This window comes from Pseudomonas sp. EA_15y_Pfl1_P101, from assembly GCF_963970835.1.
GTDB classification, from domain to species: Bacteria; Pseudomonadota; Gammaproteobacteria; order Pseudomonadales; family Pseudomonadaceae; genus Aquipseudomonas; species Aquipseudomonas tritici.
On the sequence record NZ_CAXAPA010000002.1, the window covers coordinates 1 to 16,869 of the forward strand.

Below are 16,869 nucleotides of genomic sequence, written 5' to 3' on the forward strand. Positions count from 1 at the left end.
ACATCTTTGATTTCTCGCGGAGTAACTTGTGATGCTGATAATCTTGTTGACTATCAGTCTGACTCCACAAGCACCCACACGAATTGCTTGATTCAGTTGTTAAAGAGCGGTTGGTTAAGATCTTTCGCCTCAACCGAGGCGCGCATTCTACAGCAGCCTCATTTGCTGTCAAGTGATTATTTTCAGAAGTTTTCGAAGAATTCTTCAACAACTTCAACCACTTGCGCTTCCGATCTCTCGTTAGCGGGAGGCGAATTCTACAGCGTTACACGCTGCTGTCAACACCTCTTTTTCTCCGCTTTCGACCGAGAGGATCGAAACGTTAATAGAGCCAAACAACACCGCTCTACCAACTCCTTCTGGGCTTCGATCAACTGAAGCAACTCGCTGTCGAATTTCGCATAACTCTTTGTTTACCAAGGAGTTTTCCGTTTCGACTGCGCCGGAAGTGGGGCGAATTATAGACAGATATAAATCGCCGTCAACACTTAATTTCAGGTTTATTCGGATTTGAGCGTAATACGCGCAAATGCCTTCTTTCCAGCCTGGCAAACGTGTGTAGCACCCAGCTCGCATATAAAGGTGCGATCTACAACCTCACCATCTATACGCACACCACCGGAACCCAACAAATCACGCGCAACCGCCGAGTTCTTCACCAAGCCCGCCTTATTAAGGACAGCAGCGATCGGCATCGCCTCGGCAGCGGACAGCTCAATCTCCGGCAGATCATCCGGCAGCTCGCCATCCTTCATACGGTTACCCGCCGCACGGTGAGCACTGGCCGCAGCCTCTTCACCATGGAAGCGCGCAACGATCTCTTCCGCCAGCTTGATTTTCACGTCACGCGGATTAGTGCCTGCTTCTACGTCAGCACGCAGCGCATTGATCTCATCCATCGAGCGGAAGCTCAGCAACTCGAAGTAGCGCCACATCAGCGCATCAGGAATCGAAACCAGCTTGCCGTACATCACACCCGGCGCTTCCTGGATACCGACATAGTTGCCCAAGGACTTGGACATCTTCTTGACGCCATCCAAGCCTTCCAGCAACGGCATGGTCAGAATGCACTGAGCCTCCTGCCCATACGCACGCTGCAGTTCACGCCCCATCAAGAGGTTGAATTTCTGATCAGTGCCACCCAGCTCAACATCAGCACGCAACGCTACCGAGTCGTAGCCCTGAACCAGCGGATAGAGGAACTCATGAATGGCGATCGGCTGGTTGGTGGAGTAACGCTTGTCGAAGTCATCACGCTCAAGCATGCGCGCAACGGTGTACTGGGAGGTCAAGCGAATGAAATCCGCCGGCCCCATCTGATCCATCCAAGTAGAATTGAACGCCACCTCGGTCTTGGCCGGATCAAGAATCTTGAACACCTGTGTCTTATAGGTCTCGGCGTTATCGAGCACCTGCTCACGGGTCAACGGCGGACGCGTGGCACTTTTGCCACTTGGGTCACCGATCATCCCGGTGAAATCACCTATAAGGAAGATGACCTGATGCCCCAGCTCCTGGAACTGACGCAGCTTATTAATAAGCACGGTATGACCCAGGTGCAGATCCGGCGCCGTCGGATCAAAGCCAGCCTTAATACGCAGGGGTTGGCCACGCTTGAGCTTTTCGATCAGCTCAGCTTCGACCAACAGTTCTTCCGCACCACGTTTTATCAGCGCTAGCTGTTCTTCAACCGACTTCATAACAGACCCGCAAGGCTCAGATTCAAAAGGGAACCAACCATACAAGATCAGGGACTAATTACAAGTTTTGCCCTGCGAACGGACACCGTTCAGCAAGCCCAGCGTTCGCGAGCTTGCGCCACAGATGATTTGGTTATATTTTATACAGTTATTTCATCTTCATCATGTCATTCATCTTTTCCATTTCATCTTCAAAGTCAAAATTACCTATGACCACTGAACCGTCTAAAGCGCCGCCGCTTTACCCGAAGACCCACTTGCTCGCCGCAAGTGGCATCGCCGCCCTTCTCAGCCTGGCACTCCTGGTATTCCCTTCCAGTGACGTAGAAGCCAAACGAACATCCCTGAGCCTTGACCTGGAAAGTCCAGTTGAACAACTGACACAAGATCAAGACGCTTCCGACGCGCAACAAGCCACAAATGCACCCGCCGGCTCACCCTTCGCCCAGATAGAAAACAGCCCGAAGGACACACAGCAAGCTGGCGAGACGCCGACTGTAGAGGTGGCCAAGAGTCCTCTGCACCGCGAAATCATCGTAGGTAAGGGCGATACACTATCGACACTGTTCGAGAAAGTCGGCCTGCCTGCCGCTACCCTCAACGACGCACTGGCCAGCGACAAACAAGCCAAGCAATTCACTCAGCTCAAACGCGGTCAAAAGCTTGAATTCGAACTGACCCCCGACGGCCAACTCAACAAGCTCCACAGTACCGTCAGCGACCTTGAAAGCATCACGCTGACCAAAGGCACCAAAGGCTTTGCCTTCAACCGCATCACCACCAAACCGGTGACGCGCTCGGCCTACGTTCACGGGGTGATCAACAGCTCCCTGTCGCAATCTGCCGCCCGCGCCGGACTGTCCCACAGCATGACCATGGACATGGCCAGTGTGTTTGGCTACGACATCGACTTCGCCCAAGACATCCGTCAAGGCGACGAATTTGATGTGATCTACGAGCAGAAAGTCGTCAACGGCAAAGTTGTCGGCACTGGCAACATCCTCTCCGCGCGCTTTACCAACCGCGGCAAGACCTACACCGCCGTGCGCTACACCAACAAGCAAGGCAATAGCAGCTACTACACCGCCGACGGCAATAGCATGCGCAAGGCCTTCATCCGCACACCGGTAGACTTCGCTCGCATTAGCTCGCGTTTCTCCATGGGTCGCAAGCATCCAATTCTGAACAAAATCCGCGCCCACAAAGGCGTCGACTATGCCGCCCCACGTGGCACGCCGATCAAGGCAGCAGGCGACGGTAAAGTGCTGCTGGCCGGCCGTCGTGGTGGCTACGGCAATACCGTGATCATCCAGCACGGCAACACCTACCGTACGCTGTATGGCCACATGCAAGGCTTTGCCAAGGGTGTGCACACTGGCGGCACCGTGAAGCAAGGCCAAGTGATCGGCTATATCGGTACCACTGGCCTCTCTACCGGGCCGCACTTGCACTATGAGTTCCAGGTCAATGGCGTACACGTCGACCCGCTGGGTCAGAAGCTGCCGATGGCCGACCCGATCGCCAAGGCCGAGCGTGCACGGTTCATGCAACAGAGCCAGCCATTGATGGCACGCATGGACCAGGAGCGCTCCACCCTGCTGGCTTCGGCGAAGCGTTAAAGTATGGCGCTCTATTTAGGCGTGATGTCCGGGACCAGCCTCGATGGACTGGACATTGCCTTGATCGAGCAAGATCCGGCGATCAAGCTGATCGCCACGCACTACATTCCCATGCCGGAAACCCTGCGCGCCGAGCTGCTTGCTCTGTGCGCCAGCGGCCCAGATGAGATCGCCCGTTCAGCCATTGCCCAACAAAACTGGGTGAATCTTGCCGCTCAAGGCATTCACACGCTGCTCAAGCAACAAAACCTCAAGCCTCAGGACATTCGCGTAATTGGCAGCCATGGCCAGACCATCCGCCATGAACCCGCCCGGGGCTTTACCGTGCAAATCGGCAACCCAGCCCTGCTCACCGAGCTGACGGGTATCACCGTCGTCAGCGACTTCCGCAGTCGTGATGTTGCCGCCGGCGGCCAGGGCGCCCCACTGGTGCCCGCATTCCATGAAGCACTGTTTAGCGACCACACCGGTAACCGCGCAGTATTGAATGTGGGAGGTTTCAGCAACCTCAGCCTGATCGAGACCGGCAAACCTGTAGCCGGCTTCGACTGCGGCCCGGGCAATGTCCTGCTTGATGCATGGATACACCAACAACGCGGCGAACACTTTGATCGTGATGGGCAGTGGGCGGCGAGCGGCAAGGTAGAGCCTCAACTACTCAACGACCTGCTCAGTGACCCATTCTTCATGACCAAGGGCCCTAAAAGCACCGGGCGCGAAGTGTTCAACCTGGGATGGCTGCACCAACACCTCAGCCACTTGCCCGCGTTCGAGCCTCAGGATGTGCAGGCCACGCTGCTGGAGCTGAGCGCCCTGACCATTGTCGATTCCCTACGGTCCGCACAGCCCCAGACAGAAACACTGCTGGTGTGTGGCGGAGGCGCTCACAACGCCACGCTGATGAGTCGGCTGGCCGCGTTGTTGCCATCAACCCAGGTCAGCAGCACCGCCACCTACGGCGTGGACCCCGACTGGGTCGAAGCCATGGCCTTCGCCTGGTTGGCCCATTGCTGCCTTGAAGGCATTGCCGCCAACCGCCCCAGCGTCACCGGTGCACGCGGGCTTCGGGTACTGGGCGCGATCTACCCTGCCTGACCGCCTCCAGAATCCGCAGACAGCAAAACGCCGCTTGGCCTATCACAGCCAAGCGGCGTTTTAACATGCCCTGTCGATCAGATCGAGAACGAAGACCCGCAACCACAGGTGGTGGTAGCGTTAGGGTTCTTGATCACGAAACGCGAACCTTCCAGACCTTCCTGGTAATCCACCTCGGCTCCTGCCAGGTATTGGAAGCTCATCGGGTCCACGACCAGACTCACGCCCTCGCGTTCAACGATGGTGTCATCATCGGCTACATCTTCATCGAAGGTAAAACCGTACTGAAACCCTGAACAACCGCCGCCCGTTACAAATACGCGCAGCTTCAAGCGATCATTACCCTCTTCATCGACCAGGCTCTTCACCTTGTGCGCAGCACCGTGGGTGAATTGCAAAGCCGTGGGGGTGAAGGATTCAACGCTCATGCTAATAATCTCCCGGCGTACCGCCGCCATATGCGTAATGGCGGGCATTATCCGCTTCTCCTAGAAAAGCGGTCAACTATTATGGGAGCAGCGGCAAGCTTCGAGCTACTAGCTTCAAGCTTGCCGCTGATGACTTGAAGCTTGCCGCTGCCCTTAAGGCAGCATGCCTGCGTGGGACAGGCCCAGCTTCTCATCCAGGCCAAACAAGATGTTCATGTTCTGCACCGCCTGGCCCGACGCGCCCTTGACCAGGTTATCGATCACCGACAGCACCACGACCAGGTCGCCATCCTGCGGACGATGCACAGCAATCCGGCACACGTTGGCGCCACGCACGCTGCGGGTTTCCGGGTGGCTGCCGGCTGGCATAACGTCGACGAACGGTTCGTTGGCATAACGTTTTTCGAACAGCGCCTGAAGGTCTACCGAGCGATCAACCACCGTTGCGTACAACGTAGAGTGAATGCCGCGAATCATCGGCGTCAGGTGCGGTACGAAGGTCAGGCCCACGTCTTTACCGGCCGCGCGACGCAGCCCCTGGCGGATTTCCGGCAAGTGACGATGCCCTTTTACTGCGTAGGCCTTCATGCTTTCTGACGTCTCGGAATAAAGCGAACCGACCGCCGCGCCACGACCAGCGCCGCTCACGCCCGACTTGCAGTCTGCGATCAAGCGCGAAGCGTCCGCCAGCCCAGCCTCCAGCAATGGCAGGAAACCCAGTTGAGTGGCTGTTGGATAGCAACCGGGTACCGCGATCAAACGCGCTTGCTTGATCTGCTCACGATTGACTTCCGGCAGGCCATAGACCGCTTCTTCCAGCAGTTCAGGCGCACCGTGAGGCTGGCCATACCACTTGGCCCACTCATCAGCGTCCTGCAAACGGAAGTCCGCCGACAGATCGATCACTCTGGTGCCCGCCGCCAGCAGCTCACCGGCCAAGGCATGGGCAACACCATGAGGGGTGGCGAAGAACACCACGTCGCAGGCGCCGAGGGTCTTGATGTCCGGAACGCTGAACGCCAGGCCATCGTAATGGCCTCGCAGGCTCGGATACATGTCGGCCACGGCCAGGCCGGCCTCGGATCGGGAGGTGATGACCACAACCTCAGCTTGCGGATGCTGAGCCAACAGACGCAGCAATTCGACACCGGTGTACCCCGTGCCGCCGACGATACCGACCTTGACCATAAACCTGCCCTCAACGAACCACTGGAAAGCCGTCGATAATAGGGGCCGTATCGTCCTGCGACAACCGTCAACGTGACGTACGGGCGCATGAGCCACTACTATCTTCAGTTACCGTGAACCTGGGAATAACTAGAAATGCTCTATCTATGGATCAAAGCCTTCCACATTGTCAGCATCGTCTGCTGGTTTGCCGGGCTGTTCTACCTGCCACGCCTGTTCGTCTACCACGCCCAAAGCGAGGACACCGTCAGCAAGGAACGCTTCAGCGTCATGGAGCGCAAGTTGTACCGCGGCATCATGAATCCGGCGATGCTGGCCAGCCTGGTATTCGGTATTTGGCTGATCGCCCTCAACCCCGGCATCTTTCAATCGGGCGCCTGGATCCACGCCAAGCTGACCCTGGTGGTGTTGCTGATCGGCTACCACCATATGTGCGGTGCGCAGGTAAAACGTTTCGCCCGTGGCGAAAACACCCGCAGCCATGTCTTTTATCGCTGGTTCAATGAAGTACCCGTTCTGATATTGCTGGCTATCGTAATTTTGGTCGTTGTCAAACCGTTCTAACTTCAATTACTCGGGGTACCTCCAATGTCGCTGCCCGCTCTGCTTGAACAACGTCTGCGCCTGCCCGTCGTGGTTGCGCCGATGTTTCTGATTTCCAACCCGCAACTGGTCCTGGCGTGCTGCCGCAATGGGGTGGTCGGGAGCTTCCCGGCGCTTAACCAACGCGAAAGCAGCGGGTTCAAGGCCTGGCTGGAGGAAATCGAAGCGGGCCTGGCAGAGCTGGACAATCCTGCGCCCTACGCCGTCAACCTGATCGTGCACAGCAGCAACCCGCGCCTGGAGGCGGACCTGGCGATCTGCGTTGAACACAAAGTGCCGATCGTCATTACCAGCCTGGGCGCTGTGAAGGAACTGGTAGACGCTGTGCACAGCTACGGCGGCCTGGTGTTCCACGACGTCACCACTCGGCGCCACGCTGAGAAGGCGGCCGAAGCCGGCGTGGATGGCCTGATCGCCGTAGCCGCGGGCGCCGGGGGCCATGCTGGCACTTGGAGCCCGTTCGCGCTGACCGCCGAGATTCGCCAGTTCTTCGACAAAACGCTGCTGCTGGCCGGCTGCCTCAACCACGGGCACGAGATTCTCGCCGCCCAGTTGCTCGGCGCCGACCTGGCCTATTTCGGCACTCGCTTTATTGGCACCACTGAAAGCCATGCCCCGGATGCCTATAAAGAGATGCTCCTCACATCGCGCGCCGCCGACATCGTGCACACTCCTGCTGTCTCCGGCGTCCCCGCCAGCTTTATGCGCCAGAGCCTGGAAAACGCCGGCTTCGACCTCGCCGCCCTGCAAGGCAAAGGCGAAGTCAACTTTGGCTCCAAGCTCAAACCGTTGAGCGACGAGGCCAAAGCATGGAAGACTGTATGGTCTGCCGGCCAAGGTGTCGGTGAAATCGATGATTTGCCAAGTGTCGATGAACTGGTTGCGCGCCTCGATGCCGAATACCGCAAGGCACGCGAACAGGCAGTTCAACTGCGCTGGCCTCGCTGACCCAACCGCAAGGCCCGCCGATTGAGTGGGCCTGCACAACCTCCCTGAACAAGTGACAAGGAAGCCCGCATGAGCGACAACCGTTTCAAGATTGTGTTTGATGGGGCCTTGCTCCCGGGCGTAGAAAGCACCACAGCCAAACTGAACCTGGCCGAGCTGTTCAAGAGCGAAGTTGAAGCCATCGAGAAGCTCTTCACCGGCCGCCCTGTTGCGCTCAAACGTGACCTGTCGCGCCCGGATGCCGAAACCTACCTCACCGCGCTGAAAAACGCCGGTGTGGACGCACGCATCGAAGCCGAACAACCCGTAGCCTTCAGCCTCGCCGAAACCCATGAGACGGATTCCGGGGCTTCCGACTTCTCCCGCCCGGACGCTTCACCCTATGCACCGCCGCGCGCTGCCGTAGGTGAAAACCTGCCGGAGTACTCCACCCTAAAAGTCTTCACTCTCCACGGGCGCATCGGGCGACTGCGGTATCTCGCCTGGACCCTGGTGTTGACCTTAGCGATGCTGGTCGCGGGTGGCATCATCAGCACCGTCAGCTTTGCGGTCGCCACGGCCTCGCCAACCGCAGGTACCCTCCTTGGGGTGTTGCTGGGTCTCGCGTTGTTTGTTGCGCTGGTGTGGGTCAGTGTACAAATCGGTGTGCAGCGCCTGCACGATCTGGGTTGGTCAGGCTGGCTGTACTTCCTCAACCTGGTACCGCTGGTGAACAGCGTCTTCCCGATCCTGTTGCTGGTATTGCCAGGAAATGCAGGCGCCAACCAATACGGCGCACCACCACCCCGCAACTCCACCGCGGTAAAAGTCCTGGCCACGCTGTGGTTGGCGTTTATCCCAGTCATGCTCGCCATCGTGGTGACCCTGGGCATGAACGGTTACCTGAACCAACTCGAAGCCAACATGGACAGCAGCTACGAAAGCAGCTCCATCACCGCCGATGAAGATGCCGACCAAGCCACGGCCGTAGAAGAAGACGAAGCGCAAAGTGCTGACGAAGCGGGCGAACCTGTAGACTCTCCAGAACAGTAAAGAAACGCGCCGGCCTGTGATGCCTTTGTCACAGGCGCGGCGGTGTTGCGATGGAGAAAGGCATGACCCGTTACGCTCTGATCACCGGCGCCTCCAGCGGCATCGGCCTGGCCTTGGCCGAAGCGCTGGCCCGTCGCGGCCGCAGCTTGATTCTGGTGGCCCGCCAGCGTGATCAGTTGGAAAGCATTGCAATCGAATTGACTCAACGCTTCGGTGTCGAGGTGCTGTTCCGGGCCTGCGACCTGGGCGAGCCACTGCGCTTGTCCGGGTTCCTGCTGGAGCTTGAAGAAGGCGAACGGCAGATCGACTTGCTGGTGAACTGCGCCGGCATCGGCACCAGCGGCCCCTTCCTGGCTCAGGACTGGATGACCGAGCAAGACCTCATAGAGGTCAACATCCTGGCCCTGACTCGTATGTGCCATGCCCTCGGTAACACCATGGCGCTGCAGGGCGGCGGGCAGATTCTCAATGTGGCGTCCGTCGCGGCATTCCAGCCTGGCCCGTGGATGAGCACCTACTACGCCAGCAAAGCCTACGTACTGCACTTTTCCGAAGGTTTGCGCGAAGAGTTGAAGACCTGCGGCATCAAGGTCTCGGTCCTCTGCCCCGGCCCGACACGCACCGCATTCTTCGGCACCGCGCAAATGGACACCGCCAAGCTCGACCGTAGCCAACAACTGATGAGCCCCGAAGAAGTGGCGCTTTATACCGTGCGCGCCCTGGAAAAGAACAAAGCCATCATCATTCCCGGCCGACGCAACCGCTGGATCGCGTTCAGTCCACGTTTCAGCCCCCGATGGCTGACCCGCAAGATCGCCGGTGCCATTAACAAGGCCTATTGCCCGCGCTGAACGGCTGAGTACACTCACCCTGCACATTCATAATGGAGAAACAGCTGTGGATACTCTGTTCACCAAGATCATCAACAGAGAAATACCCGCGAAGATTATCTACGAGGATGACCAGGTCCTGGCCTTCCACGATATTGCACCGCAGGCACCCGTGCATTTTCTGGTCATTCCCAAGAAACCTATCCGCACGTTGAACGACCTGACTGAAGACGACAAAGCCCTAGCAGGTCATATTCTGTTCACCGCCCAGCGCCTGGCCGTTGAGCAAGGCTGCGAAAAAGGTTTTCGTGTGGTGATGAACTGCAATGAAGACGGCGGGCAGACCGTTTATCACATCCATATGCACGTGCTGGGTCAGCGCCAGATGAACTGGCCGCCGGGCTGATCGGCCCTCGAACATGGGTCGTGACCCAGGCTGCGACCCCATGCCCTTGACGCGGCGCAAACGCTTCCCCCTCTCTTGCGGTAAACTGGCCGCCGAGATTCTTCCCGGAGGTCAGCATGACTACCCAACGTCACTACTCGCCGATTGACCGTTTTTTGCTGCAAGCCGACACGGCCATGCGCACGCTGCTGCCATTCAGCGGCCAACCGTATCGCCCCTCGCCCGCCATCGTGCGCCCCGACGCACAGATGAGCGAGACCGAGACCCGCCACGTCGCCGGCCTAATGCGCATCAACCACACCGGTGAAGTCTGTGCCCAGGCGCTCTACCAGGGCCAGGCGCTGACTGCCAAGTTGCCGCAGGTACGCGCCGCCATGGAACATGCCGCCGAAGAGGAAATCGATCACTTGGCCTGGTGCGAACAACGCATTCGCCAACTCGGCAGCCATCCCAGCGTGCTGAACCCGCTGTTTTATGGCTTGTCGTTTGGTATCGGCGCTGCTGCCGGGCTGATCAGCGACAAGGTCAGCCTGGGTTTTGTCGCGGCGACCGAACGTCAGGTGTGCAAGCATCTGGATGAGCATCTGGAACAACTGCCGGCCGAAGACGAAAAGTCCCGGGCGATTCTTGAGCAGATGCGTATCGATGAAGAACACCACGCCGAAAGCGCACTGGATGCTGGCGGTTTCCGCTTCCCGGCGCCGGTAAGGTTAGGCATGAGCCTCTTGGCCAAGGTCATGACCAAAAGCACCTATCGTATCTAAGCGTATAAAATCCAAAAAAAGGGCGCCGTCACAGCGCCCTTTCTTTTTGCCGATTGAGCGATCAGCCCAATTCGATGATTTCGTAATCATGGGTGATGGCCACACCGGCCGCGCCGAGCATGATCGACGCCGAGCAGTACTTCTCAGCCGACAGCTCGATAGCACGCTTGACCTGGGCTTCCTTCAACGCCCGGCCCTTCACCACGAAATGCATATGGATCTTGGTGAATACCTTGGGATCTTCAGTGGCGCGCTCGGCTTCCAGGAAGGCTTCGCAGCTTTCCACGGCCTGGCGGGACTTTTTCAGGATGCTGACCACGTCGAAATTGCTGCAACCGCCTACGCCAAGCAGGAGCATTTCCATCGGGCGTACGCCCAGGTTACGGCCACCGGCTTCCGGAGGGCCGTCCATGACCACCACATGGCCACTGCCCGACTCTCCGAGAAACATGGCTTCGCCCGCCCATTGGATGCGTGCCTTCATCGCCCAGACTCCACTGCTAAAAAAGGGTCGCCAGCTTAGCACAGGGCCCGCACGCGTCAGCGTTTCACGCAAAAGCGATCAATAGCAGGGTTTGCGCCAAAAATGGGCTAATCGAGACAGGATGTGTCTGTTAAGCTGGCGCCAAATGGATGGCTCTTCGCCACCATTCATGCAATGTGTATCAATGCCGATACCGACGAATACAACGACTCCAACTACCTCGCGCAGTTTTTTCGGGACACAACCATGGTTGCCCTTACTCCCATATCCAAGATCAAGAATCTCGACAAACTGTTGATGCACTGCCAGCGCCGTCGCCATCCGGCCAAGCACAACATCATCTGCGCCGGCGAACGTTCAGAAACACTGTTCTTCATTATCAAAGGCTCGGTCACCATTCTGATCGAGGATGAAGACGGCCGTGAGATGATCATCGCCTACCTGAACACCGGAGATTTTTTTGGGGAGTTGGGGCTGTTCGAACAAGCCGGTAAGGAACAGAAACGCAGCGCCTGGGTACGTGCCAAGATCGAGTGCGAAGTCGCTGAGATCAGCTACGCCAAGTTCCGCGAACTGGCCCAGCAGGATCCCGACATCCTCTACGCCCTCAGCGGGCAGATTGCCCAGCGCCTGCGCGACACCACGCGCAAGGTCGGCGACCTGGCATTCTTTGATGTGACCGGCCGAGTAGCCCGCTGCCTGCTGGAGTTGTGCAAACAGCCCGACGCCATGACTCACCCCGACGGCATGCAGATCAAGGTCACACGCCAGGAAATCGGGCGCATTGTCGGCTGTTCACGGGAGATGGTCGGTCGCGTGCTCAAGGACTTGGAAGAGCGCAGCCTGGTGCACGTCAAAGGTAAGACGATGGTGGTGTTCGGCACCCGTTAACCCGGCAGGACGCTGGCCAGCATTTGACGATACAAGGTATCCAGCCGGCTGATCGCATCCGGTGCTGGGAAGGCTTCGTGCAGAGCGATATGGCTGTCGGCGCGAACCCGCTGCTCGAGACCGCAGGCTTCGTTAAAGCGGTTGACCGCCGCGATCAACGCATCGCGGTCGTTATCCAGCAACAAGGCACCGTGCACCAACCCCACCGGGCGGCCACCGCTTTGGCGCCAGCGCTGCGCGGTGCCGACCATTTTTCGGCCGTTGAGGTTGACGTTGTAGCGACCGTCGCAAAATGCCCCGTCGATTTCGCCGACAGAGGCGTCGCCACCCAGCTCGATCAGCAAGTCGCAAATCGGCTGGCATAAACGCAAGTAGCCGGTTTCGATGCGGTTCTGATCGCCCTCGCTGCGCGGTGGCGCGTAGACCAGGGCGATATTGACCGTGGCACTTGATTGCGGCACCGGCTCACCGCCGGTCTCGCGTAGCAATACAGGCCAACCGGCGGCGGCCGAGACCTGGCTGGCGGTGTCGAACGCCGGTAGCCGACTTAAACGACGCGGCATCACCAAGGCTTGATCGCTGGGTTGCCAGAACAGTAGGCCGAATTCCTGCTCGCCAGCGCAAACGGCTGCCAGTAAGGCTTGCTCGGCGGCCAGCCCAGCTTCAACAGTCATCGACACCGGCTTAACCATCAAACACCTACCTATCTGAATAAACACAAAACCCAATGTGGGAGCGGGCTTGCTCGCGAATGCGGTACATCAGACACATATTCAGTGACTGACCCACCGCATTCGCGAGCAAGCCCGCTCCCACATTTAGACTGCATTTCAAATCCTGACCGTGTTCAAGTCAGTCCAATGTCGAACCACTGACCGCCACACCACGCTCCGGGAAGAACAGACGCTGTAACTCCGCCCCCGGGTTTTCGGCACGCATGAAGGTCTCGCCCACCAGGAACGAATACACACCACTGATCTCCATCAACTCCACATCAGCGCGGTTGACGATGCCACTCTCGGTAATCACCAATCGGTCGCGCGGAATTCGCGGCAGCAGGTCAAGTGTGTTTTCCAAGCTGACTTCGAAGGTGTGCAGGTTACGGTTGTTGACGCCCACCAGCGGCGTGTCGAGGGTTTTAAGTGCGCGTTCCAGCTCATCGCCGTCGTGCACTTCCACCAACACATCCAGGCCGACGCTTTTGGCCACGGCCGCCAGTTCGGCCATCTTTACGTCATCCAGGGCGGAAACGATCAGCAACACGCAGTCAGCACCCAACGCACGGGCTTCGACGATCTGGTACGGATCGACCATGAAGTCCTTGCGGATCACCGGCAACTTGCACGCGGCGCGGGCTTGCTGCAGGAACAGGTCGGAACCCTGGAAGTAGTCGATATCGGTCAGTACTGACAGGCAGGTGGCCCCGCCCTTCTCATAGCTCTTGGCAATGTCTTCAGGAATGAAGATCTCGCGAATCACGCCCTTGCTCGGCGAAGCCTTTTTGATTTCAGCAATGACGGCGGGCTGCTTTTCCTTGGCCTGCTTGATAAGCGCATTGGCGAAGCCACGCGGCGCATCAGCGATCTTTGCCTGAGCTTCCAGTTCGGCGAGGCTCACGCGGGCTCGGCGCTCGGCGACTTCTTCAGCCTTGCGCGACAGGATCTTTTCCAGAACGGTCGGCACACTCATCCTTCATTCTCCATCTTGAATACCGCAGTGAATGCTCCCAGCTCTTCCAGCTTCTCGCGAGCCAGACCGGTGTGCAGCGCATCGTGGGCCAAGGCGACCCCTTCCTTAAGACTATAGGCATGGTCGGCTGCATAAAGTGCCGCGCCAGCATTCAAAACGATCATCTCAGCGGCTTTTTGACCATTCTCGGTCTTGCGACGCCCCAGGGCATCGCGAATCAGCTCGAGGGACGCCGCCGGGCTTTCCACTGCCAGGCCGTGCAGGCTCTGGCTCTTCATGCCCAAATCTTCCGGCTCGACCCAGTACTCGGTGACGTGATCATCTTTGAGCTCCGCCACGAAGGTCGGTGCTGCCAGGCTGAATTCGTCCAGGCCATCTTTGGAATGCACCACCAGCACATGCTTGCTGCCCATGCGTTGCAGCACTTGCGCCAATGGCCGGCACAGCGCCTGGCTGAATACGCCCACCACCTGGTGCTTCACACCGGCCGGATTCGTAAGCGGGCCGAGCATGTTGAACAGGGTGCGCAGGCCGAGGTCTTTGCGCGGGCCAGCAGCGTGTTTCATTGCGCCATGGTGGGATTGAGCAAACATGAAGCCGATGCCGACGTTATCGATGCAGCGCGCCACTTGGACCGGCGTCAGGTTCAGGTAGATGCCGGCGGCTTCCAGCAAATCGGCACTGCCGCTCTTGCCGGACACTGCACGGTTGCCGTGCTTGGCCACAGTGCATCCGGCCGCCGCGACCACAAACGATGCCGCCGTCGACACGTTGAAGATGTTGGCACCATCACCGCCGGTGCCGACCACGTCGACCACGCCGTCGAGGGTCTTGAGCTCAACCTTGTCCGCCAGCTCGCGCATCACCGACACGGCGCCGACAATCTCGTCGATGCTCTCACTCTTCATGCGCATTGCCATCATGAAGGCGCCGATCTGCGCATCGCTGCATTGACCCGTCATGATCTCGCGCATCACATCGCTCATTTCAGCGGTGCTCAGGTCCAGATGGCCGACGATACGGCTCAGGGCAGTCTTGATATCCATGGAAAGTCCTTAGCGCGTGCCGCCGCTCTGCTTGAGAAAATTAGCGAACAGCTCGTAGCCCTGCTCGGTCAGGATCGACTCGGGGTGAAATTGCACCCCTTCGATATTCAGTGTCTTGTGGCGCAAGCCCATGATTTCATCGACCGAGCCGTCTTCCAGCTGGGTCCAGGCGGTCAGTTCCAGGCATTCCGGCAGGGTTTCACGCTTGACCACCAGCGAGTGGTAACGGGTCACCGTCACCGGCAGGTTAAGCCCATGAAACACGCCCACATCATGATGGAACACCGGGCTGGTCTTGCCGTGCATCACCTGGCGCGCGCGCACCACGTCACCGCCAAACGCCTGGCCGATAGACTGGTGGCCCAGGCACACGCCCAGGATCGGCAGCTTGCCGGCGAAATACTTGATCGCTTCGAGGGAAATACCCGCCTCGGTCGGCGTGCATGGGCCTGGCGACACCACGATGCGCTCCGGATTCAGCGCAGCGATTTCAGCCACGCTCAGTTCATCGTTGCGCACTACCTTGACCTCGGCACCGAGTTCACCCAAGTACTGCACAACGTTGTAGGTAAAGGAGTCGTAGTTATCAATCATCAGTAACATGGGGAAACCTCAAGAATTGGGGGTCTGTTCAGCCAGCGCAACAGCGCGGAACATCGCGCGGCGCTTGTTCAGGGTTTCTTCCCATTCGAGGGCCGGCACCGAGTCGGCGACAATCCCGCCACCGGCCTGCACGTGCAGCTCCCCGTCCTTGATCACGGCCGTGCGGATCGCAATGGCCGTGTCCATGTTGCCGTTCCAGGCGAAATACCCCACGGCGCCGCCGTAGACACCGCGCTTGACCGGCTCCAACTCGTCGATGATTTCCATCGCACGGATCTTCGGCGCGCCCGACAAGGTGCCCGCCGGCAGGATCGCGCGCAGTGCGTCCATCGCCGTCAAGCCGGCTTTCAGCTCACCGGTGACGTTGGACACAATGTGCATCACGTTGGAATAACGCTCGATCACCATCTTCTCAGTGAGCTTGACCGAACCGATTTCCGAGACACGCCCGGTGTCGTTACGGCCCAGGTCGATGAGCATCAGGTGCTCGGCAATTTCCTTGTCGTCGCTCAGCAGGTCTTCTTCCAGCGCCAAATCCGCCTCTTCAGTCGCGCCACGTGGGCGCGTTCCGGCGATCGGGCGCACGGTGATCAAGTTGTCTTCGACGCGCACCAGCACTTCCGGCGAACTGCCCACCACGTGGAAGTCACCAAAGTTGAAGAAGTACATGTACGGCGTCGGGTTGAAGCAGCGCAGCGCGCGGTACAGGTCAATCGGCGCAGCCTTGAAGTCGATGGACATGCGTTGCGACGGCACCACCTGCATACAGTCACCGGCAAGGATGTATTCCTTGATGGTATCGACGGCGCGCTCGTAGTCATCTTGGGTAAAGCTTGAACGAAAGATCGGGTCAGCGGCTGGCGGACGGCTGAGGTCCAGGCCGCGACGCGGAGTGATCGGCTGGCGCAGCTTCTCCAGCAGGGCTTCGAGGCTGGCAAGGCCGCTCTCGAAAGCGTCGGCCTGGGACGGGTCGGCGAGCACAATCGCGTGCATCTTGCCGGCGAGGTTATCGAACACGACGACCGCGTCGGAGACCATCAACAGAATATCCGGTACACCCAACGGATCCGGGTTCGGGCACTTGCCCAGGCGTTTTTCCACGTAGCGTAAACAGTCGTAACCGAAGTAACCCACCAAGCCACCGTTGAAACGCGGCAGACCCTGGATGGTCGGCACGTTGTAACGCGCTTTGAACGCCTCGACGAACGCCAGCGGGTCTTCAACATCGTGGCTTTCGATCTCGACGCCATCATGGGTAATGCTCACATGATGGTCGTGCACACGCAGCACGGTGCGGCACGGCAGGCCGATGATCGAGTAACGGCCCCACTTCTCGCCGCCCTGTACGGACTCGAGCAGGTAAGAATTGGGCTCGTCGGCCAGTTTCAGGTAGATCGACAGCGGCGTGTCGAAGTCGGCCAGGGTTTCGCAGGCCAAGGGAATGCGGTTGTAGCCGGCAGCGGCCAAACGCAGGAATTCTTCGCGGGTCATGATGTGCCTCGTGGCTTGAGGGTCTAACAGTCAGGTATGCAAACGTGCCGCA

At 58.7% G+C, this 16,869-nt stretch carries 18 protein-coding genes; 9 read left to right on the top strand and 9 right to left on the bottom strand.

The features are described from left to right. Positions 1–500: 500 nt before the first annotated feature. The gene (gene tyrS / locus AACY36_RS02375) at positions 501–1,700 is read right to left on the bottom strand and encodes a tyrosine--tRNA ligase (protein WP_339415447.1); all 1,200 of its coding nucleotides are present in this window, start codon (positions 1,698–1,700) and stop codon (positions 501–503) included. Between the two features lie 209 nt (positions 1,701–1,909). Here tyrS and AACY36_RS02380 point away from each other — a divergent pair, with 209 nt between their 5' ends. Beyond that, positions 1,910–3,319 (top strand): peptidoglycan DD-metalloendopeptidase family protein, encoded by a 1,410-nt coding sequence (locus AACY36_RS02380; RefSeq protein WP_339438162.1) that lies wholly within the window; start codon positions 1,910–1,912, stop codon positions 3,317–3,319. Positions 3,320–3,322: 3 nt separating this feature from the next. Continuing rightward, positions 3,323–4,414 carry an anhydro-N-acetylmuramic acid kinase gene (locus tag AACY36_RS02385; protein WP_339415445.1) on the top strand — a complete coding sequence of 364 codons (1,092 nt, stop codon included), beginning with the start codon at positions 3,323–3,325 and terminating at the stop codon, positions 4,412–4,414. A 77-nt stretch (positions 4,415–4,491) separates the two neighbouring features. On the opposite strand, the gene erpA is transcribed toward AACY36_RS02385, so the two are convergent. Continuing rightward, positions 4,492–4,842, bottom strand: a complete 351-nt coding sequence (erpA, locus tag AACY36_RS02390) for an iron-sulfur cluster insertion protein ErpA (protein ID WP_003176443.1) — start codon at positions 4,840–4,842, stop codon at positions 4,492–4,494. A gap of 153 nt (positions 4,843–4,995) precedes the next feature. Continuing rightward, positions 4,996–6,030, bottom strand: a complete 1,035-nt coding sequence (argC, locus tag AACY36_RS02395; RefSeq protein ID WP_339428458.1) for an N-acetyl-gamma-glutamyl-phosphate reductase — start codon at positions 6,028–6,030, stop codon at positions 4,996–4,998. Between the two features lie 135 nt (positions 6,031–6,165). Here argC and hemJ point away from each other — a divergent pair, with 135 nt between their 5' ends. The 6 genes from hemJ to coq7 all read left to right on the top strand — a co-directional run bounded on the left by hemJ (position 6,166) and on the right by coq7 (position 10,613). Then, entirely contained in the window at positions 6,166–6,594 is a 429-nt protein-coding gene (gene hemJ / locus AACY36_RS02400) for a protoporphyrinogen oxidase HemJ (protein WP_339415443.1), read from the top strand. A gap of 24 nt (positions 6,595–6,618) precedes the next feature. Further along, entirely contained in the window at positions 6,619–7,581 is a 963-nt protein-coding gene (locus AACY36_RS02405) for an NAD(P)H-dependent flavin oxidoreductase (protein ID WP_339438163.1), read from the top strand. 69 nt (positions 7,582–7,650) lie between these two features. Next, positions 7,651–8,613, top strand: a complete 963-nt coding sequence (locus tag AACY36_RS02410) for a DUF805 domain-containing protein (RefSeq protein ID WP_339415441.1) — start codon at positions 7,651–7,653, stop codon at positions 8,611–8,613. Between the two features lie 62 nt (positions 8,614–8,675). Then, positions 8,676–9,464, top strand: a complete 789-nt coding sequence (locus AACY36_RS02415; protein WP_339415440.1) for an SDR family NAD(P)-dependent oxidoreductase — start codon at positions 8,676–8,678, stop codon at positions 9,462–9,464. A gap of 46 nt (positions 9,465–9,510) precedes the next feature. Further along, the gene (locus AACY36_RS02420) at positions 9,511–9,849 is read left to right on the top strand and encodes a histidine triad nucleotide-binding protein (RefSeq protein WP_003194682.1); all 339 of its coding nucleotides are present in this window, start codon (positions 9,511–9,513) and stop codon (positions 9,847–9,849) included. A gap of 116 nt (positions 9,850–9,965) precedes the next feature. Then, positions 9,966–10,613: a 2-polyprenyl-3-methyl-6-methoxy-1,4-benzoquinone monooxygenase gene (gene coq7, locus AACY36_RS02425; protein WP_339496710.1), complete on the top strand. Its 648-nt coding sequence runs from the start codon at positions 9,966–9,968 to the stop codon at positions 10,611–10,613. Between the two features lie 61 nt (positions 10,614–10,674). On the opposite strand, the gene AACY36_RS02430 is transcribed toward coq7, so the two are convergent. Further along, complete coding sequence (locus AACY36_RS02430) at positions 10,675–11,097, bottom strand: OsmC family protein (RefSeq protein WP_005792019.1); 423 nt, start codon at positions 11,095–11,097, stop codon at positions 10,675–10,677. A gap of 246 nt (positions 11,098–11,343) precedes the next feature. Between AACY36_RS02430 and crp the strand changes: the two genes are divergently transcribed. Then, positions 11,344–11,988, top strand: coding sequence for a cAMP-activated global transcriptional regulator CRP (crp, locus tag AACY36_RS02435; RefSeq protein ID WP_065871978.1), 645 nt, complete (start codon positions 11,344–11,346; stop codon positions 11,986–11,988). Here the strand turns inward: crp and AACY36_RS02440 are convergent. The 5 genes from AACY36_RS02440 to trpE all read right to left on the bottom strand — a co-directional run bounded on the left by AACY36_RS02440 (position 11,985) and on the right by trpE (position 16,817). After that, on the bottom strand, positions 11,985–12,680 hold the full coding sequence (locus AACY36_RS02440; RefSeq protein WP_339428460.1) for a lipoate--protein ligase family protein: 696 nt from the start codon (positions 12,678–12,680) through the stop codon (positions 11,985–11,987). The two genes, crp and AACY36_RS02440, sit on opposite strands and share 4 nt — an antisense overlap. Before the next feature lie 160 nt (positions 12,681–12,840). Next, on the bottom strand, positions 12,841–13,677 hold the full coding sequence (gene trpC, locus AACY36_RS02445) for an indole-3-glycerol phosphate synthase TrpC (protein WP_339415436.1): 837 nt from the start codon (positions 13,675–13,677) through the stop codon (positions 12,841–12,843). Next, on the bottom strand, positions 13,674–14,723 hold the full coding sequence (gene trpD, locus AACY36_RS02450; RefSeq protein ID WP_339415435.1) for an anthranilate phosphoribosyltransferase: 1,050 nt from the start codon (positions 14,721–14,723) through the stop codon (positions 13,674–13,676). Before trpD ends, trpC begins: the two co-directional genes overlap by 4 nt. 9 nt (positions 14,724–14,732) lie before the next feature. Then, positions 14,733–15,326: an aminodeoxychorismate/anthranilate synthase component II gene (locus AACY36_RS02455; protein ID WP_339415434.1), complete on the bottom strand. Its 594-nt coding sequence runs from the start codon at positions 15,324–15,326 to the stop codon at positions 14,733–14,735. 9 nt (positions 15,327–15,335) lie between these two features. Continuing rightward, positions 15,336–16,817, bottom strand: coding sequence for an anthranilate synthase component I (trpE, locus tag AACY36_RS02460; RefSeq protein ID WP_339496711.1), 1,482 nt, complete (start codon positions 16,815–16,817; stop codon positions 15,336–15,338). Between the last annotated feature and the right edge of the window lie 52 nt (positions 16,818–16,869).